The sequence below is a fragment of the Bacillus sp. FJAT-47783 genome, from assembly GCF_022808615.1.
Taxonomy (GTDB): Bacteria; Bacillota; Bacilli; order Bacillales; family Aeribacillaceae; genus Bacillus_BZ.
The window spans coordinates 1-18900 of sequence record NZ_JAKZKS010000004.1; the positions used below are offsets into that span (position 1 = coordinate 1).

The 18900-nt window shown below is 37.2% G+C and carries 17 protein-coding genes; 5 read left to right on the forward strand and 12 right to left on the reverse strand.

Going from position 1 to position 18900, the window contains the following annotated elements; all coding sequences use genetic code 11:
• Window positions 1-177: 177 nt before the first annotated feature.
• The 3 genes from cotJC to MLD65_RS04720 are packed head-to-tail and all read right to left on the reverse strand — an operon-like array spanning window position 178 to window position 1245.
• Window positions 178-747, reverse strand: coding sequence for a spore coat protein CotJC (gene cotJC / locus MLD65_RS04710; protein ID WP_243290886.1), 570 nt, complete (start codon window positions 745-747; stop codon window positions 178-180).
• Between the two features lie 22 nt (window positions 748-769).
• Window positions 770-1033, reverse strand: a complete 264-nt coding sequence (locus tag MLD65_RS04715) for a spore coat protein CotJB (protein ID WP_243290728.1) — start codon at window positions 1031-1033, stop codon at window positions 770-772.
• Between the two features lie 5 nt (window positions 1034-1038).
• Window positions 1039-1245 (reverse strand): spore coat associated protein CotJA, encoded by a 207-nt coding sequence (locus MLD65_RS04720; RefSeq protein WP_243290887.1) that lies wholly within the window; start codon window positions 1243-1245, stop codon window positions 1039-1041.
• Window positions 1246-1613: 368 nt separating this feature from the next.
• On the opposite strand from MLD65_RS04720, the gene MLD65_RS04725 reads away from it, so the two are divergent.
• Complete coding sequence (locus tag MLD65_RS04725; RefSeq protein ID WP_243290729.1) at window positions 1614-3098, forward strand: aldehyde dehydrogenase family protein; 1485 nt, start codon at window positions 1614-1616, stop codon at window positions 3096-3098.
• 126 nt (window positions 3099-3224) lie between these two features.
• Complete coding sequence (locus MLD65_RS04730) at window positions 3225-4082, forward strand: superoxide dismutase (protein ID WP_243290730.1); 858 nt, start codon at window positions 3225-3227, stop codon at window positions 4080-4082.
• A gap of 51 nt (window positions 4083-4133) precedes the next feature.
• Here MLD65_RS04730 and MLD65_RS04735 read toward each other — a convergent pair whose 3' ends face one another.
• The 4 genes from MLD65_RS04735 to MLD65_RS04750 form a co-directional block, all read right to left on the reverse strand.
• Window positions 4134-5489 carry a sodium-dependent transporter gene (locus tag MLD65_RS04735; RefSeq protein WP_243290731.1) on the reverse strand — a complete coding sequence of 452 codons (1356 nt, stop codon included), beginning with the start codon at window positions 5487-5489 and terminating at the stop codon, window positions 4134-4136.
• Window positions 5490-5564: 75 nt separating this feature from the next.
• Complete coding sequence (locus MLD65_RS04740; RefSeq protein WP_243290732.1) at window positions 5565-5768, reverse strand: DUF6501 family protein; 204 nt, start codon at window positions 5766-5768, stop codon at window positions 5565-5567.
• Between the two features lie 160 nt (window positions 5769-5928).
• Window positions 5929-6354, reverse strand: coding sequence for a MaoC family dehydratase (locus tag MLD65_RS04745; protein ID WP_243290733.1), 426 nt, complete (start codon window positions 6352-6354; stop codon window positions 5929-5931).
• Window positions 6355-6367: 13 nt separating this feature from the next.
• The gene (locus MLD65_RS04750; RefSeq protein ID WP_243290734.1) at window positions 6368-6916 is read right to left on the reverse strand and encodes a hypothetical protein; all 549 of its coding nucleotides are present in this window, start codon (window positions 6914-6916) and stop codon (window positions 6368-6370) included.
• 373 nt (window positions 6917-7289) lie between these two features.
• Between MLD65_RS04750 and MLD65_RS04755 the strand changes: the two genes are divergently transcribed.
• The 3 genes from MLD65_RS04755 (at window position 7290) to phaC (ending at window position 9791) form a co-directional block, all read left to right on the forward strand.
• Entirely contained in the window at window positions 7290-7748 is a 459-nt protein-coding gene (locus MLD65_RS04755) for a poly(R)-hydroxyalkanoic acid synthase subunit PhaE (protein WP_243290735.1), read from the forward strand.
• A 110-nt stretch (window positions 7749-7858) separates the two neighbouring features.
• Entirely contained in the window at window positions 7859-8641 is a 783-nt protein-coding gene (gene fabG / locus MLD65_RS04760) for a 3-oxoacyl-[acyl-carrier-protein] reductase (RefSeq protein ID WP_243290736.1), read from the forward strand.
• Window positions 8642-8708: 67 nt separating this feature from the next.
• Entirely contained in the window at window positions 8709-9791 is a 1083-nt protein-coding gene (gene phaC, locus MLD65_RS04765) for a class III poly(R)-hydroxyalkanoic acid synthase subunit PhaC (RefSeq protein WP_243290737.1), read from the forward strand.
• Between the two features lie 423 nt (window positions 9792-10214).
• Here phaC and odhB read toward each other — a convergent pair whose 3' ends face one another.
• The 5 genes from odhB to MLD65_RS04790 all read right to left on the reverse strand — a co-directional run bounded on the left by odhB (window position 10215) and on the right by MLD65_RS04790 (window position 18648).
• Window positions 10215-11447 carry a 2-oxoglutarate dehydrogenase complex dihydrolipoyllysine-residue succinyltransferase gene (gene odhB, locus MLD65_RS04770; RefSeq protein WP_243290738.1) on the reverse strand — a complete coding sequence of 411 codons (1233 nt, stop codon included), beginning with the start codon at window positions 11445-11447 and terminating at the stop codon, window positions 10215-10217.
• 18 nt (window positions 11448-11465) lie between these two features.
• The gene (gene sucA, locus MLD65_RS04775; RefSeq protein ID WP_243290739.1) at window positions 11466-14324 is read right to left on the reverse strand and encodes a 2-oxoglutarate dehydrogenase E1 component; all 2859 of its coding nucleotides are present in this window, start codon (window positions 14322-14324) and stop codon (window positions 11466-11468) included.
• Between the two features lie 301 nt (window positions 14325-14625).
• A complete protein-coding gene (locus MLD65_RS04780; RefSeq protein ID WP_243290740.1) occupies window positions 14626-16548 on the reverse strand; it encodes a vWA domain-containing protein in 1923 nt (640 codons plus the stop codon).
• Window positions 16549-16558: 10 nt separating this feature from the next.
• Window positions 16559-17446 (reverse strand): ATP-binding protein, encoded by an 888-nt coding sequence (locus MLD65_RS04785; protein ID WP_243290741.1) that lies wholly within the window; start codon window positions 17444-17446, stop codon window positions 16559-16561.
• Window positions 17447-17580: 134 nt separating this feature from the next.
• A complete protein-coding gene (locus tag MLD65_RS04790; RefSeq protein WP_243290742.1) occupies window positions 17581-18648 on the reverse strand; it encodes a C40 family peptidase in 1068 nt (355 codons plus the stop codon).
• Between the last annotated feature and the right edge of the window lie 252 nt (window positions 18649-18900).

Genomic DNA, 18900 nt, shown 5'->3' on the forward strand with positions numbered 1-18900 from the left:
AGATACCGAAAAAATCTGAATAACTTTGGGCACAGACCGAAATATAGTGATAAAAATGGTACATTATTTCAGAATGAATTCTGGATTATTGTGAAAACTGGTTTCTGAATTAATGTGCTCGGTTACATCTTTTTCTTTACATAAAAAATGGGCTGCATTTTTCGCAACCCAATCCAGCTAAAAATATTTTTTTCGATCTCGTTCTTCTTTTAATATTTCCACTGCTTCACGGAATCGTTGTGAATGAATAATTTCTCTTTCTCTTAAAAAGCGTAAACTATCGTTTAAATCTGGATCGTCTGATAAGTCGATAATCCATTGATACGTCGCCCTCGCTTTTTCCTCGGCGGCAATATCTTCATATAAATCAGCAATCGGATCTCCTTTTGCCGCAATATAACTAGCCGTCCAAGGAACGCCTGATGCATTTTGATAAAATAAGGCTCCATCGTGGTTTGCGTAATGTTCCCCTAGACCCGCTTCTTTCATTTGTTCCGGTGTTGCATCTTTCGTTAATTTATAGACCATTGTGGCAATCATCTCTAAATGAGCAAATTCTTCTGTACCGATATCGGTTAAAAGTCCAACAACTTTGTCTGGAATTGTATAACGTTGATTTAAATAACGGAGGGCAGCAGCTAGTTCTCCGTCAGCTCCCCCATATTGTTCAATTAAAAATTTAGCTAATGTCGGATTACATGTACTTACTTTAACAGGATATTGAAGTTTCTTTTCATAAACCCACATCAACTTGATCGCCCCTTATTTGTTATACTTGCCATGGCCAAGGTCCTGTCCCCCACGTCCACTCATTTGCATTTACATAGCTATTCCCATATTGGAGCATCGGTCCATATTTCCCTTCGTACTGTTGTTTTAGCTGTTTCGAATAAAGGGCATATTGATTAAACTGCTGGATTGCTTGATAATCATAAGGATGAGTATCTAAATATAAGGTTAAATCGACGAGAACAAAATCTATCGCTTGAATTTCATGGAGCAATTGATAATATTCTTGAGGTAATGGTTTCAAAAAGATTACCTCCCTTTCTTTTCATACGGATTATCATAATAATCCCAAAAGTAAGGCCATAATGTTCCTTTTTTAAGCGCTTCTTTCGGTGGGTATTGCTGCATGTTTGCCGGTTGAAATCCAATATATAAATGCGGCGGGGTTGAATAGTATTTCTCCCCTATTGGCGGACACGGATCATATGGGCTATGATACGGCTGATATGTTTTCATCGTTGTAAACGCTTTTGGTGCTTGATTATTCAATGGACACACCTCTTTACAAAAAAATTGTTCCTTTATACTTTTATTCAATGAATAATTGTCCACATTCATTTTTTTATACATAATGATGCCTTTCTATCATAATGAGCCCTTTTAATTGATTCCACTGAGAGATATGTCAAAAATATTTCATCTATTAAATCAATGTAAAGAATGAATTTTTTGTGAAATTATAGTTGAAATATTCGAATAATTTGGATATTATTGTTTGTGTAATCGCTTACAAAACTAACCTCAATGACTCCACATACAGTTTTTCCTCAACTTGAAGTCATCTAAGAAACGATTAAATGAAATAATATTTTGGAGGGTGATCTATGAGTCATTTATTGATGAAAACGAACGAAAAGGTTGCTGAGTTTTTAAAGGGAAAGAAGAAGCTTTATATTAATGGAGAATTCGTTGAAAGTGCTTCAAGTAAAACATTTGACACGCCAAATCCTGCAACTGGTGAAACTTTAGCAACTGTTTACGAAGCAGATAAAGCGGATATTGATCGTGCGGTTAAAGCTGCAAGAGAAGCGTTTGAAAATGGCCCTTGGTCAAAGATGTCCCCTTCAACTAGAGCACAACTAATGTATAAACTAGCTGAATTAATGGAAGAGAATAAAGAAGAGCTAGCTCAGCTCGAAACGTTAGATAACGGGAAACCGATTCGCGAAACGAGTAACGCGGATATTCCACTTGCGATTGAACATATGCGTTATTATGCTGGTTGGGCAACGAAAATCGTTGGTCAGACCATTCCAGTAAATAATCAATATTTCAACTATACGCGCCATGAACCAATTGGTGTTGTCGGTCAAATCATTCCATGGAACTTCCCTTTATTAATGGCAATGTGGAAGCTTGGAGCTGCTCTTGCAACAGGTTGTACCATTGTGTTAAAGCCTGCAGAGCAAACTCCTTTATCGGCCCTTTATTTAGCCGAATTAATTGAAGAAGCTGGGTTCCCACCTGGTGTTGTTAACATCGTGCCAGGATTTGGGGAAACAGCGGGACAAGCACTTGTCGATCACCCGAACGTTGATAAAATCGCCTTTACCGGTTCTACAGTAGTTGGAAAGCGCATTATGGAAAATGCCGCTAAATCATTAAAACGTGTGACGCTTGAGTTAGGTGGGAAATCACCAAATATTATTTTACCTGATGCTGATTTATCAAAAGCTATTCCTGGTGCATTAAACGGTGTTATGTTTAACCAAGGCCAAGTATGCTGTGCTGGTTCACGTGTGTTTATACAGAAAAAACATTATGATAATGTCGTAGCCGATATGGTATCACACGCGAAAAGTATTCGCCAAGGTTTTGGCCTAGATCAAGAGACTGAAATGGGACCACTCGTAAGTGTTGAACAACAAAGTCGTGTACTTAACTACATTGAAAAAGGAATTGAAGAAGGTGCAGAAGTGTTAACAGGAGGCGGTAACCCTAAAGATGAAGGCTACTTCGTTTCTCCAACGATATTCGCTGGAGTCGAGGATCAAATGACGATTGCAAAAGAAGAAATTTTCGGTCCTGTCATTGCCGCCATGCCTTATGACGATTTAGACGACGTCATAGAGCGGGCAAATAATACCGAATATGGATTGGCTGCTGGTGTTTGGACAAGAGACGTTGCAAAAGCCCACTATATCGCAAATAAAATAAAAGCAGGAACCGTTTGGGTAAACTGCTATAACGTATTCGACGCTGCCTCTCCATTTGGTGGTTATAAGCAATCTGGTATTGGAAGAGAAATGGGTTCCTACGCGTTAGACAATTATACAGAAGTCAAAAGTGTTTGGGTAAATTTATCGTAAAATGTATATACATGAACAAGCTAAGGCAACGTTTCATATGCCTTAGCTTTTTTCTTTTAAACATTCAAATTTTGAATGAGTATACATATAGTTAAAATTAGAATGTCAATAAAGGAGGCTCACAACTTGTACGAAAGTGAAAGCTATATTCGTCATATGAAAGAATGGGCATCAAATTTGCAACAACAATTAAAGATAGCTGGATCGAATATAAAACCGGAACAATTTGTACGGCTTGAAGATCAATTACGATCGTTTCAACAATTGCTTCACCGACAAACTGACCTCAAAGAAAACGTTATTTACGATGAAGCGCTTCAAATATATGAATCATTTCGCTCTTTATTTGATGCGTCGTTCGTTCCCATTGGTGGCCACACACTTCCCCCACTCCCTTACGCTTACGATGCACTAAAACCTTATATCAAAGAAGAAATTATGAGACTACACCACGATAAACATCATAAAAGCTATGTGGACGGATTAAATAAAGCTGAGGTTGAAATGGAAAAAGCGCGCAAAACAAAAGACTTTTCACTTATTAAACATTGGGAGCGTGAAGTGAGTTTCAACGGAGCTGGTCATTATTTACACACAATTTTTTGGAATGTGATGAGTCCAAATGGCGGAGGAAAACCAAAAGGCCCCCTCTTATCCGTTATAAATGATGCATTTGGAAGCTTTGAACAAATGAAAGCACACTTTTCCGAAGCAGCGAATGCGGTTGAAGGAAGTGGTTGGGCCATTCTCGTATGGTCTCCAAGAGCGCATCGACTTGAAATTTTACAAGCAGAAAAACACCAAAACTTAAGTCAATGGGATATCATTCCCCTACTCGTTTTGGATGTATGGGAACATGCGTATTATCTTCAATACAAAAATGATCGAAAAAAATACATTCATAACTGGTGGAATATCGTCAACTGGCGTGAAGTCGAAAAAAGATTTCATGAAGCAAAAAAAGTGAAATGGAAACCATTTTAAACGGTTTAAAAAGGAGAGTCTCCTAAATATAGGAAACTCTCCGCTTTTTTATTATTTAAATAAGGACAAAATGCCTAATACATCTAAAAAAACGATGATAATGGTTATAGGTGCTAAATACCGGATTAAGCCATACCAAAGGATAAACAGTGTGTAGCTTATATTCGATCCAGTCTTTAATTCTTCTAATAGCAATTTTTTCGGAATTTTAAAAGAAACAAAAATCGTAATTAATAGCGCCCCTAATGGCATTAATATGTTACTGACTAAAAAATCCGCCATATCAAAAATGATTTTATCAAACAATTGGATATGTGATAACACACCAAAGGATAAGGCTGATGGAACTCCTACGACAAATATGATGAGCCCCATAATAATAGAAAACGACTTCCGTTTCTTTTCATCTCCTTTAGATAAGGAAGCAACGATGATTTCTAACATTGAAAATGCCGAAGTTAACGTGGCAAAAAGGAACAATAATAAAAAGGCTGATAAGAAAAATGTTCCTAACGGCATTTGATTAAAAACAGTCGGTAAAACATTAAATAAAAGAACCGGTCCTTCATTTGGTTCAAGCCCAAATGCAAAAACCGCAGGGAAAATCGCTAATCCCGCTAAAAAGGCGACTAATAAATTTAAGAAAACAATGGATAAAGCCGATTGCGGTAAATTTTCATTTTTCGGTAAATATGAACTGTATGTCACCATAACGGAAACACCAACGCTTAAGGCAAAAAACGATTGTCCCATTGCAAATAACACTGTTTCAGATGTAATTTGCGAAAAATTAGGCTTTAAAAAGAAAACGACTCCTTCCATAGCTCCTTCTAATGTAAGCGATCGTACAATTAATACAAGGAAAATAATGAACAATAGCGGCATCATCCACTTACTTGCACGTTCAATCCCACTTTTTATCCCTTTTCCGACAACGAGCATGACAATTAATAAGAATATAAATTGCGCAAAAACAGATAAATATGGATTCGAAATCGTTTCACCAAATAATGCTCCATATTCCTCTTCAGATAGTCCATTTAAGCTACCTGTTAAAGCTTTAAACAAATAAATAATAATCCAGCCACCGACTACACTGTAAAACGATAATAAGATAAAGCATGTAATAATCCCGATTTTTCCAACCCATGGCCATAACGTATTCGGGGCAAGCTGCCGATATGACGCAATGGCATCCTTCTGTGTATTACGTCCGATAATAAACTCTGCCAGTAAAAGCGGTAGGCCAATCAATAAGGTAAAAAGGACAAAAATGAGTAAAAAGATTCCTCCCCCACTCGTCCCTGCAACGTAAGGGAATTTCCATATTGCTCCTAATCCAATAGCTGATCCTGCAGCGGCAAGGATAAAGGCTAATTTTGAAGACCACTGTTCAATTTGATTCAACTAACACACCTCAATCTGCTTTTCGTTGATGTATAAAAGATAGCTGTTGGATACATCCAACAGCTTCCATATGATTTATACTTCCTGGAAGTATTCTTTATAAAAGCCGCCAACTTGGCCGGAATTATCGACAACGAAATAAAATTCTTCTGTTTCATTTTTCACTTCATACGTTTTCCCAGCTGTTAACATATTGTTTACCATATACTTTTTTGCATCTGTATGGGCACATTTAACGGTTTTCAACGTAGGCTTGTCCTTCCAGCTAAAATGATTCATAAAACCACTACTCCTTTTATACATGAATGTAAAATTGATTATACACTATTCACGGAAGTCTGTTAATTGAAAATTAATGTCTTTATAGGTGAGACATCAAAAAGCCGTTTCTCTATTTTTTAGAAACGGCTTTTTCACAAATTTTATTGATATTTTTGCATTATGCCATAATCTCTTTTTTCATCACGGTTGCCTCTCCATCAATGACAAGTTCATCTCGTTGATTTTTCACTTGGGTACGAAGCTGAATAATATGTTTATCATCAATCTTTTTTAAAACTTCAACTTCAGCTTTTACGGTATCTCCTATTTTAACGGGTGCAAGAAATTTTAAGTTTTGTGACAAATAGATTGTATTAGGGCCAGGCATTTTCATTCCGAGAACAGTTGAAATAAATCCTGCTGATAAAATTCCGTGTGCAATGCGTTCTTTAAAGAAAGTTCTTTTTGCATATTCTTCATCAACGTGAAGTGAATTAAAATCCCCTGTTATACCAGCAAAATGATAAATGTCCGTTTCAGAAACGGTTTTGGAAAAACTCGCCCTGTCACCTATACGAATCTCCGCATATGTGAGCTCTTTCATTTCATCCTCCGCTTTATGAAGTTTGAAACCAATTAGATGCAAGCGTTTGATAAGATTGCATTGAAGATAAAAAGGCTTCTTGTGCTTTTTTCTGTTGTTCTGTTACACCCTCTAATGTTTTTAAAAACTCGTCACGACTTTTCTTTTGATGATTGATCATTTCTGTAAAAGCACACTCGATTTGGTTTTGGTTTTGAACAAGCATATCCATCATGTTTTTATATGGACTCAACGCTAAGTTTTGTACGTTTGCTCCAATCTCTTCGACCTTGTTCATCCATTGTTGAACTTGTTCGCTTTGATATGGGAGCACTTGCTGAACTTGTTGTTGGACGCTTTCAGTCAATTCTTTGCTCAGCCCTTGTGTTTCTTGTTCTAACTTTTCTAGTTGCTCTTTTGTTTTTTCTAACATTTCTTTTTGACGTTTAACAGAGTCTAATGAACGCGCTTCAAAATCATTTTGGGCCGTATAAAATGATTTTATACTTGAGAACCACCCATCCCAAAAGACATCGATTGGACTCACATTTTGATTTTGATTTACCGTTTTCTTCGCCACCATTTTTTGGCCTCCTATTTTTAAATTTTATTTGCTGAAGCATTCTTGATGCTTATTCTCATCGTTATGATCTTACCTCTCTGCTAGCGATTTAAAGCGTATAACAAACTAATAAGCAAGCGGCTGGAACACCTCAATTGCACACAACTATGCTATTAGCTTATAAGTGTAATTTACACCTATATACGTTAGTTGTCAATTATAATTCAGAAATTAATAAATATTAGCCATAATTCGACACAAAATGTCGTAAAAATGCAGAAAAAGCAGAAATTTTTGGATTTTTTTATCGTTCATTTTACACAATGTTATATTATCCTAATTCCGTAGGGGATTTTTGTGAGAATAAACCGATTTTAAAAAGGGGTTGTAGTCAATGTCACAACAAACAACATTTGATCCATTTTCAATGTGGAAAAGCATTTATGACAAAATGGAGGAAAATTACAGCGACATGCTTCAGGAGTCTATGAAAAAAGAAGCATTTGCTGAATGGATGGGTCAATCATTAAACACATTTTTACTTTATCAAGATTTTATTCAAAAAACGACAGAAACTTACTTAAAGCAAATGAATATGCCTACTCGTGAAGAAGTATCGAACGTAGCTTCCCTTGTCATTAACTTAGAGGAAAAAGTCGAAAACCTTGATGATAAATTTTTCGATTTTGTTAATGACAAACAACTAGCTACGGAAGTGAACCGAATAAAATTAAATGTTTCAAAGCTTGATAAAAAACTAGATCAAGTCCTTACGCTTCTTGAGCAAACTGCTAACCAAAGTAAACAAGTTGCTAGCCAAAATAAACAAGTTGCTAGCAATGAGAAAAAATAACTCGACTTTGTTCAGAGTTTAGAAGTTAGAGGGTAAAATAACAGATTTCATTTACAACTACAATGAATCATATTTTCCTATTCTATAAAAAAATGTAACGGGGTGTTTATATGAGTATGGTTGAAAGTAATATTGTTGAAAAAAACGTAGAAAATAAGCAGCTTGAAGGAAAAGTTGCCATCGTAACAGGCGGCTCGCGCGGAATCGGTTCTGAAATCGCAAAAGTTTTAGCAACCCATGGCGCAACAGTTGTCATTAACTACAATAATAGCCCAGAAGCAGCTGACAATGTCGTCACGGAAATTATGAATACTGGTGGAAAAGCAGTTGCCATGAAAGCAAATGTTGCCGACTTAAACGAAGCAAAAAGCTTAGTGGAAGAAACGAAAGAACGCTTTGGAAAAATCGACATATTAGTGAATAACGCTGGTATTACGCGTGACCGTACATTTAAAAAAATGTCGGAAGAAGATTGGAAGAATGTGATTGATGTTAATTTAACGAGTGTCTATCAAATGACTTCTTCTGTCATTCATGAAATGCTTGAGCAAAAATGGGGTCGAATTATTAATATTAGCTCCATTATCGGGCAAGCTGGCGGATTCGGACAATCCAATTATTCTGCAGCAAAAGCAGGGATGATTGGATTCACAAAATCACTCGCCTTAGAAACGGCACGAAAAGGTATTACGGTTAATGCGATTTGTCCAGGTTTTATTGAAACAGAAATGGTTGCTGCAATGCCGGATAACGTTTTACAACAAACGGTTAACAAAATTCCGGTTGGGCGTCTCGGACAACCGAAAGAAATTGCAGAAGCCGTATTATTTTTAACACAAAGTGAATATATTACAGGACAATGTATAAATGTTAATGGTGGCTTATACATGTAATTTAGCTTTATTTTAGCAAGAGTCTTCCCATTTGTGGAAGACTCCTTAATTAAGGAGGATTTATTTAATGAACCATTCATTATTCCCTAGTGAAACGGAAAAATGGGTACCAGATTCTTATCGAAAAGAGTATCGCCGCTTTAAACGTGTAACAGACGTTTTAACAACACAACCGGAACCATCAGTTGGCCAAACACCGAAGGAAGTGATTTGGACAAAGAATAAAGCAAAGCTGTACCGTTATCAACCAGCTAAAGAAAAAAAATATAAAGTGCCTATTTTAATGATTTACGCATTAATTAATAAGCCATACGTCCTCGATTTAACACCTGGAAGCAGCTTAATCGAATATTTAACGGATCGCGGACATGATGTGTATTTATTAGACTGGGGCACTCCAGGATATGAAGATCAACATATGAAACTTGATCACTACATTTTAGATTATATTCCTCGTGCCGTGAAGAAAGTGCTCAGTCATTCAAATGCGAATGAAATTAGTTTATTAGGATACTGCATGGGTGGAACGATGACATCTATCTTTGCTGCTTTACACGATGAACTTCCGATTCGCAACCTTATTTTCTTAACGAGTCCGTTTGACTTCTCAGATGCTGGATTGTATTCAAACTGGTTGGATGAGCGATATTTCAATATTGATAAAATGGTTGATACACTTGGAATCATTCCACCAGATATGATTGATACGGGGAATAAAATGTTAAAACCAATTGTCAATTTCGTTGGCCCTTACGTCACGCTTGCCGATCGTGTTGAAAATGAAAAGTTCGTGAAAAATTGGTCTCTCATGCAAAAATGGGTCAATGACGGGATCCCATTCCCAGGAGAAGCATTTAGACAATGGATTAGAGAATTTTATCAACAAAATAAATTAATAAACGATGAACTAATGATTCGTGGGTATAAAGTGGAATTAAATAAGATTAAAGCAAACATTTTAAATATTGCAGCTGAGCGTGATCATATTGCAACACCTAACCAAGTGGAACCATTAATGAATAAAGTGTCAAGTAAAGATAAAACGTACTTCCTTATGCCAACAGGTCACGTATCTGTTGTTGTCGGAGGAGCAGCTGTGAAAAAGACATATCCAACGATCGAAGAATGGTTAAAAGAACGTTCTAAATAAGAAAAGCACAAGGCGCCCCAATTGCGACTAACTGTTGCCCACGTCATGTGAGCAACGTCGCACTGTCGTCATCTTGACACTGCGACAAGCACAAGTTAAGCCGAGACTAAAATGTGCCTTGTGCACCCTCTTGTGAGCTAGAGCTGGGCATTGAAGAGCCGAGAAAGCTTTATCGACTTGATATAAAAAAGCGAAAGAACTGCTGTTTGTAATGGACAGCAGTTCTTTCGCTTTTTAATAGACGACAAAAGCGCAAACACCACCTTGCTCAGTCTCAGACATAAATGTTCTTATGACGTCACGTATTTGACTTGAGGAATAGATGCTGGAGCAAGACGTAAACATCTCTATATCTAAACGTTAAAAAGTTTAAACAAACAATAAGAAAAAGGAAGGAACGTGATTTGTTCCTCCCCTTCATCATTATCCTTCTAATAATAATTGTTCTGGATCTTCAAGTAAATCTTTAATTGTTGCAAGGAAGCTGACAGCTTCTTTTCCATCGATAATGCGGTGGTCATAAGATAATGCAATGTACATCATCGGACGGTTTTCCATGCGTTCTGCATCGATGGCAACCGGACGAAGTTGAATTTTATGCATGCCTAAAATTCCAACTTGTGGGCCATTTAAAATTGGTGTGGAGAGAAGCGAGCCAAATACGCCACCGTTTGTAATCGTGAACGTACCACCTTGCAATTCTTTTAATGTTAGTTTATTGTCACGAGCTTTGCCCGCTAAGTTCATGATTTCTCGTTCAATTTGAGCAAATGTTAAGCGATCTGCATCACGAACTACCGGTACGACTAGACCGTCATCTGTCGATACAGCGACACCGATGTCATAAAATTTCTTTAATACGATTTCATCACCTTGAATTTCTGCATTTAATAACGGGAATTTCTTCAAGGCTGCAACGACTGCTTTCGTGAAGAAAGACATAAAGCCTAAACGAACATCGTGTTGTTCAAAGAATTGATCTTTACGACGTTTTCGAAGGTTCATGACAGCCGTCATATCAATCTCATTAAATGTTGTAAGCATTGCAGCTGTTTGTTGAACTTCAACAAGGCGTTTCGCAATCGTTTGGCGACGACGAGTCATACGAATGCGTTCAACGGACTTTGTATCTTCAACTTGTTGTGCTGCTACAGGCTTTTGTGGAGCTTCTTGTTTTACCACTTGTTTCGGCTCTTGGTATGACTCAATATCTTGTTTTCGAACGCGTCCTAGTGGATCTTGTGTTGGTACTGCTGATAAATTGATACCTTTTTCACGCGCTAATTTTCTTGCAGCCGGCGAAGCGATAGGGCGATCTTTTACCGCTACATCCACTTCTTCCTTTTCTTGCTGAACATTTTTTTGTTCAGCTACTGGTGCTGCTTCTTCAGTCGCTGCCTCATTTTGTACCGGTGCTTCTCCACTTTCATCAATAATACCGATAACTTCTCCAACTTGAACGGTATCTCCTTCGTTCTTATGAATTTCTGTTAAAATTCCTTCATGCTCTGCTGTGATTTCTACATTTACTTTGTCTGTTTCAAGTTCTAAAATATATTCGCCTTTTTCTATTTTATCCCCTGGTTTTTTCAACCAACTTGAAATCGTTCCTTCAAAAATGGATTCTGCAAGCTCAGGAACTTTAATTTCAGCCATTTTTAAAAATCCCCCTTGTTAATTCCGAGTTAGCGCTTTTGTTGTTAATGCTTCTGTTAAAATTCGATTTTGCTCTTTTTTATGAACATTAGGATCTCCTTCTGCAGGGCTTGAACGTCTAGGGCGTCCAATGTATTTCACGTCCACTCCATCCGGAGCCATTTTTCTTAACTGCGGATCCATAAAAATCCAAGAGCCCATGTTCATCGGTTCTTCTTGAACCCAAACAATCTCTTCTAAGTTTTTAAAACGATTAAACAGTTGCTCAAGACCTTTCTTAGGGAATGGATATAACTGTTCAATTCGTGCAATGTGCAGCCAATCAAGTGATGTTTCCTTTGATACACGATCGGCTAAATCAATCGCGATTTTACCCGAACATAACACAAGTCGTTTTACTTGATCAGGTTTTTCTCCTAATCCCTGTTGATCAATGATCGTTTGGAATGAACCTGAAACGAGTTCATTGACATTTGAAACCGTATGTGGGTTTCTTAAAAGACTCTTCGGCGTCATGATGATTAATGGACGGACTTCCTCACGTGTTAATACCGCCGCTTGGCGACGTAAAATGTGGAAATATTGTGCTGCGCTTGTTACGTTTGCGACTGTCCAGTTATTTTCCGCTGCAAGCTGCAAGTAGCGTTCCAGTCGTCCGCTTGAATGTTCTGGCCCTTGCCCTTCAAAGCCATGTGGCAGGAGCATAACAAGTCCAGACTTTTGTCCCCATTTCGCACGACCTGCTGAAATGAATTGGTCAAACATGACTTGGGCAACGTTTGCAAAGTCACCAAATTGTGCTTCCCATAATACTAACGTCTCAGGAGAGAAAACATTATACCCATATTCAAATCCTAATACCGATGTTTCCGATAATGGACTGTTATGAACAGCAAACGATGCATCTAGGTCAGACATGTGATGCAGTGGTGAGAAGTTTTCTCCTGTTTCAACGTTATGAAGGACAATATGACGATGAGCAAATGTACCGCGTTCAGAATCTTGTCCCGTGAGTCGGATTGGTGTACCGTCTTTTAAAATAGACGCAAAGGCAAACGCTTCCGCCAACGACCAATCGACTTTGCGTTCTTCCGAATAAACTTTTGCTCTCCGATCTAAAATACGTTGAAGTTTCTTAAAAGGTTGGAAACCTTCTGGAAACTTGATTAGTTCATCGTTAATCGTATTTAACTGCTCTTCCGAAACGCCTGTATCGACAACTGGAAGCCCGGAGCTAACCGTTTCTGGAACGTGGATGTCTTCAACTTCATCTTTACGTTTCGGCACTTTTTCACTTGCTTTTTTAAGTTTCTGTTCAATGTCGTTTTGAATTTGCTCGATTTGTTCTTTCGTTGTAATCCCCATTCCTAAAAGCTGATCAGCATAGATTTTTCGAATGGTATCATGCTTTTGAATTTTTTTATATAATAGCGGGTTTGTCGCTACCGGTTCATCCATTTCATTATGACCGTACCTGCGATAACCAATTAAATCGATTAAAAAGTCTTTATGAAACTTTTGACGGTACAAGTGAGCGATGTAAATAGCCGCTAAACACGCTTCTGGATCATCTGCATTGACATGAACGATTGGTATTTCAAACCCTTTTGCTAAGTCACTCGCATATTTTGTTGAACGAGAGTCTCGGCTTTCTGTCGTAAATCCAATCATATTGTTTGCAATGATGTGAACCGTACCGCCTGTTTTATACCCCTCTAATTGGCTTAAGTTTAACGTTTCAGCGACGACACCTTCACCAGGGAATGCCGCATCACCATGAATTAAAACAGCCATCGATTTTTGCACGTCTTGTGCAGGGTATCCACTCTTTGTGCGATCATCTTGAGCCGCTCTCGTATATCCCTCTACAATCGGGTCAATAAATTCTAAGTGACTCGGATTGTTGGCTAACGTTAAACGCGCTTGAACAGTATTATCATTTTTAATTTGCTTATCTGCACCTAAGTGATATTTTACATCACCGCTCCAACCATAGTTAATCCCAATCGAACCTTCTGAAGGTACGAGCTCTTTATTCGGAGCGTGTTGAAACTCGGAAAAGATTAACTCATATGGCTTTCCTAACACGTGCGCTAACACACTTAAACGGCCACGGTGCGCCATTCCAATATTAATATTCGTTGTCCCATGTTGGACAGATTCTTGAATTAACTCATCAAGCATTGGAACAAGCATGTCCAATCCTTCGATTGAGAATCGCTTTTGTCCGACGAATGTGCGATGCAGGAAACTTTCAAAGCCTTCTACTTCTGATAAACGCTTTAAAATGGATAAACGTTTTTCATTGGATAAGTCCCTGAAAATCTTCCCAGACTCCACCATTTCATTTAGCCATTGCTTTTCTTCAATTTCATGAACATGTTGAAATTCAAAGGCAATAGATTTTGTGTAAACCTCTTTTAAATAATCAATTGCTTCAACACCCGTTTTTACATAATCCGGTGCGTGTGGGCATAAAATTTTCGCCGGAATTTCATTTAAATCTTCTTTCGTTAAATCATATCGAGATAAATCTAATACATCACGATATTCTGGCTGAATACCCATCGGATAAATGGAAGCATTTAAATGACCGTATGTACGGATATCTTCGGCAAATTTCACAGCAGATGCAACTTTTTGTAGTTTTTGAATACTGACTGCTATTTGCTGTACTTTCGGTGTGAAACCAACCTCTTTTTCACCTGATTCGTCTAACACTTGCGGAGCTCCCCAAGCATCAAACATATCCCTTAGTTCTGGATCGACAGAACTTGGGTCTTGTAAATACTCTTCATACAGTTCCATGACATATCCTAAATTTGGACCGTGAAAATGTTGCCATGGATGGACACGACTTGCAGAATGTTCTTCCATCTCGCAAAAACCCCCAATGATCTCTTAATCATTAGAATCATATATGAATTCTGACTAGTTTTACTTTCAAAGCCTAGTATACTATTCTTTTGGCTATTTGTTTAGTCGATAATTGTCAAAAGATAGTATAAAACGCTTCCACATGTATTTTAACACTATTCACCTTTTTACACCAACAAAAATTACTTAAAAATTAACATTTTTGCTAAAGAATTTTCACATTTTTCTTTGATGTTATAATCAGATTTTTCAAAACTTAATGATTAAAGTGAAAAAGAGGAGGCTCTCCCCCTCTTTTTTATCATCCGATACTTTTTTGTAATAGCTTTTTCAATAATGGAAATAAAATAGTTGGAAGTTCATGAATGTCAGAGACGATAATACTATAATTCCCATAAATATTTTCAATCGTTTTTTTTGCACTTTCCTCCACTTGTCCATTCGATAAAAAGATATTGATCACTTCAATCCCTTTTTTTCTTGCTTCAAGTACAGCTTCGTGTGTATCAACGATGCCATTTTGCTCATAGCTGTATGCAGCAGGTTCACCATCCGAAAAAATAATTAAAAATTTCTGTTTTTCGCATCGATTTATTAAGTCCTTTGTCATATGACGAATGGCAAAACCGTCTCGATTATCTTCCTGCGGTTCAAGTTGAACAATTTCTGGTCCTGACGCTGAATGAAACGATGTATGAAAGTCGATAACGGTCTGAAAGTAGTTTGGATGATAAGTATTTGTTGCCTCGCCTGTATCTTCCCAAAACCCGACAATTTTATGAGGAACAAGCACACTTTTTAACGATTCATGAAACAGAATAATTCCTCGCTTCGTTTCATCCATTTTGTCATACATAGACGCAGAACAGTCGACTAATAATGTAAAAACAGCATCAATTTGTGATGAAGGGTGTATCTTTTTATAAAAAATTCGTGGATTTTCTTCCGTCCATATTTTCAAAAGCTTTTTGCTTAAACGTCCGTAATGGAAATCTGTTTTGGGTCGCTCATTTTTATGTTCTAACGTTTTTTGAATGATCGTTTTTAATTTCTTTTGAAACGGTACAATGTCTTTTTTCATCAAATCGTATCGGACTTTATCTTCCGAGGAAACGGGTTTTAACTCTTTATCCTTTCGTTTAGCAAACTTATTTTCTTTCCCGTATGAATGATTAGTACCACTTTTCTCTTCTTGTTCACTCATTCGCTCCGCTTCCATGTTAGCATAATCGTTCAATGCAGATTGTTGTGAACGTCCTTGAACCATCGCTAATGCTTGATCGTGTGCGTCTCCTTCGCGAGCAGTCCCTTCACCCATTAAGTCGGTTTTTGTGCCATGCTCTAAGTCAAATTGAAGGAAGCTTTTCGTTGGTTTACTTGTTTCTCGGTGCCATGTCGGCATCTTATCTTCATGAATATCTTCGTCGCCCTCTTTTACATCAGTTAACTCATCATCGTTATCGAGTTGATTCGTACGTTTTAAATCATCAAACGTCAATCCATTTTGATCCTCATGAAAATCCATTTCTGGCAAAATAAAATAAGTGTTAAATAAATCCTTTGGCAAAACCTCTTCTAAAACCTCTACGATTTGCTCTGTAATCCGTTTAATATCGTCTGTTGAATTTGCTTCATACACCTTTTCTAATTGACTTTTTAAAAACGGTACGACTAAATCGATGTCTTCATGTATACTTGGAATCTCTTGTAAAGGTGATGTTGCATTTAACAATAAATACATGCCTGTAAAGAAAGCATCTGTATAAACACTTCTTTCCAAATTGGCGGTCAGCTGTGTCTCATAATACTTTCGGTATAAAGCTCTTCTTTTTTGGAACGCTTTCTTTGTGCCAGGTCTCAATGTAACAATGATGTCTTCAAGCCGATTATCTTCTAACATCATAAATAACTGCCGACCGAAGTTTTCGACAGGTGATGATTTTACCTTTTTTAAAAAACGTTCAACCGTTAAATAGTTCGTGTGATGGTAGCTTCCAATACTTCGTAAGTACACATCAGATTTCATGCCAAACATTTTATCTTGTTCGGGTCGATGATTCCAAAAATGACTAACGTAAATGGTTTTCTCAATCGGATGATAGTACGACTGCACCCCAAATTGGACAGTTAATTCCCGCTCATTCGTAAATGTTTTTGCTAGGTCAACGAGCTCCATAAAAGCGAAGGAGTCGACGATTTCGTCATTAAATTTAATAAACCTCATACTGAAAACCTCATTCAAAAATCGTTTCTGCTATATTACGAATCGCAGCTTTTTCTCGTTCATCATCAAGCTTACCGACAATGCCTCTCTCAACTGCTCGTTTTGGAGGTAAATAAACGGCTAAATCACACGTGTCAAGAAGAGCACGAATCGATGCTGCTTCTTCAGCCATATGACCATTTTGAACGAGTGTTATAATATCTGTGGATAGTGTAACAAATTTTTCGATCATAGTTGGATCTGTAAGTTTTGATTGCCCGTTGATCACTTCTTTTAATGTTTCACCGTGGATATACGGGACATCGATCATAACAAATCGATTTTTCAGCGCTTCATTTAATGGGACTGTTCCGACATATCCTTCATTAATCGCCGCAATAACGCCGAACCCTTTCTTCGCTTTAATGACTTCACCTGTAAAAGGGTTTGTTATCGTTTTTCTATAATCAAGCACACCATTTAAGATTGGAAGCGTTTCTGGTTTTGCCATATTAATTTCATCAATGTATAGGAAATGTCCCTTTTTCATTGCTTGAATAACGGGCCCTTCAACAAACTGAATGGTTTGCTTCCCATTAACATGTTGAATCGTCTTATAGCCTAATAAAGCTTCAGCATCTAAATCTACAGAACAGTTAATACTGTGCATCGGTGTTGAAAAAGTTGCAGATAATGTTTCTGCTAATTTTGTTTTTCCTGATCCAGTGGGGCCTTTTAACAAAATATTTTTTTCCAACACAAGTGATATAATCGCATCTTCAATTATTCGATTATCTGATGCAATGTAGCCGCCTTCACCGATTAATCGGAAATCATCCTCCTCTACTTTTTTAGCTTTTCGTTCATTTATGATCACTTGAATTTCATCTAGTATTGTATTTTTCATCATATGATTCATATGCAATCCCTTCTTCTTTCAACATTCCAAAATATTATTTTACAAAAAAATATCGAGAAACACAAAAGGAATACGGGATTATGAAAAAAAGAGGATTTCCGCGAGCTTTTCGCAAAAAATCCTCAACATCTTTTTTATTGAAAATATCTTTTCGCACCAAGATAACGTTGTTTCCAATAGGAATTCGATAAACTTGAAGTCATTACACCGCTTGAGCTTGCGTGAATAAATTGATTATTTCCTAAATAAATTCCCATATGGGATGGCCCTTTTTTATAGGTTTCAAAATATACAAAGTCCCCAACAGCAGGTTTTTGAACTGGTTTCATTATATTCCAATACCCTGCCGTATTTAAGCGGGATATGGATGTTACTTTATTCATTACATAATAGATAAATCCACTGCAATCAAATCCAGAAGGAGTATTGCCTCCCCATTTGTACGGGATTCCGGTTAATTTTTTCGCCTCTTGAATCATGACAAGAACTTTTCCATTTGTAACGGAGGAGTTTGAATCATCTTTCGTTTTTTCTGATTCATCTGGTGTTGAAGGATTAGATGATGATTGTGAAACTTTTAATACTTGTCCAGGATAAATGATATCCGATTTTAATTGATTCATAGACTTAATGCTTTGTACCGATATGTTTAAGAGATTGGCGATTTTCCATAAGGAGTCGCCGGATTTAACTGTATATGTACTTTTTTTCCCGTTATTCGAGTGATCGTTTGAACCGTTGGATGGAGTAGAAGGTGGCTTTGACTCAGAGTGATCTGAACTCCCCTTTGATACTTTTAACTTCTGCCCAGGATAAATGATATCTCCTTTCAACCCATTCCACGATTTTAGCTCACTAATAGTCGTTTTATACTTTTTCGAAATCAGCCATAAAGAATCACCTTTTTGAACCGTATACGTCGAGCTCTTTTGAGGATTTGGGCTAGTTCCCTTTTCTGCGCTCGGCTTCTTCAAATCAGGTGTTGATTTTAATGGAATTTGTAAAGATTGGCCGACATAGATCATTTCTGTTTTAAGTCCGTTTGCATCCTTAATCGCTGAAACTGATATTTGATACTTTTTGGAAATGCTCCACAATGTATCACCGGATTGAACTTTTATGCTTTCTGCATTGGCAAATGTAGAAAACATCGATGATCCGATGACAGCTGTAGTCGTTAGTCCGATTATTTTCCGATTCATTTTACAACAAACCTCCTAAATGTTAATATTTTAACATAATTTTACTAAATACAAGTCTAAAAAACTATATTTCTCCTTATGTTTATTTAGCCCAACACTCCTATTCTTCTGGAGATATCCGGAAAATAAATAGGAATCACGTTTCAAAATACGAGAAACTTCATCCAAATCATCCCTTTTTATTTATATCGGTCACTAATCCAAAAGTTTGACATCTTTTTTCATATTCTTCGTTAGCATCAATCACTTTAT

Bases quoted from the DNA above. Each gene is read 5' to 3' on its own strand.
- cotJC (WP_243290886.1), bottom strand. From the start codon at position 747: ATGTGGGTTTATGAAAAGAAACTTCAATATCCTGTTAAAGTAAGTACA.
- MLD65_RS04785 (WP_243290741.1), bottom strand. From the start codon at position 17,446: ATGAATCATATGATGAAAAATACAATACTAGATGAAATTCAAGTGATC.
- MLD65_RS04790 (WP_243290742.1), bottom strand. From the start codon at position 18,648: ATGAATCGGAAAATAATCGGACTAACGACTACAGCTGTCATCGGATCA.
- sucA (WP_243290739.1), bottom strand. From the start codon at position 14,324: ATGGAAGAACATTCTGCAAGTCGTGTCCATCCATGGCAACATTTTCAC.
- MLD65_RS04720 (WP_243290887.1), bottom strand. From the start codon at position 1,245: ATGAAAACATATCAGCCGTATCATAGCCCATATGATCCGTGTCCGCCA.
- MLD65_RS04740 (WP_243290732.1), bottom strand. From the start codon at position 5,768: ATGAATCATTTTAGCTGGAAGGACAAGCCTACGTTGAAAACCGTTAAA.
- fabG (WP_243290736.1), top strand. From the start codon at position 7,859: ATGAGTATGGTTGAAAGTAATATTGTTGAAAAAAACGTAGAAAATAAG.
- odhB (WP_243290738.1), bottom strand. From the start codon at position 11,447: ATGGCTGAAATTAAAGTTCCTGAGCTTGCAGAATCCATTTTTGAAGGA.
- MLD65_RS04745 (WP_243290733.1), bottom strand. From the start codon at position 6,354: ATGAAAGAGCTCACATATGCGGAGATTCGTATAGGTGACAGGGCGAGT.
- MLD65_RS04725 (WP_243290729.1), top strand. From the start codon at position 1,614: ATGAGTCATTTATTGATGAAAACGAACGAAAAGGTTGCTGAGTTTTTA.
- MLD65_RS04750 (WP_243290734.1), bottom strand. From the start codon at position 6,916: ATGGTGGCGAAGAAAACGGTAAATCAAAATCAAAATGTGAGTCCAATC.
- MLD65_RS04755 (WP_243290735.1), top strand. From the start codon at position 7,290: ATGTCACAACAAACAACATTTGATCCATTTTCAATGTGGAAAAGCATT.
- phaC (WP_243290737.1), top strand. From the start codon at position 8,709: ATGAACCATTCATTATTCCCTAGTGAAACGGAAAAATGGGTACCAGAT.
- MLD65_RS04780 (WP_243290740.1), bottom strand. From the start codon at position 16,548: ATGAGGTTTATTAAATTTAATGACGAAATCGTCGACTCCTTCGCTTTT.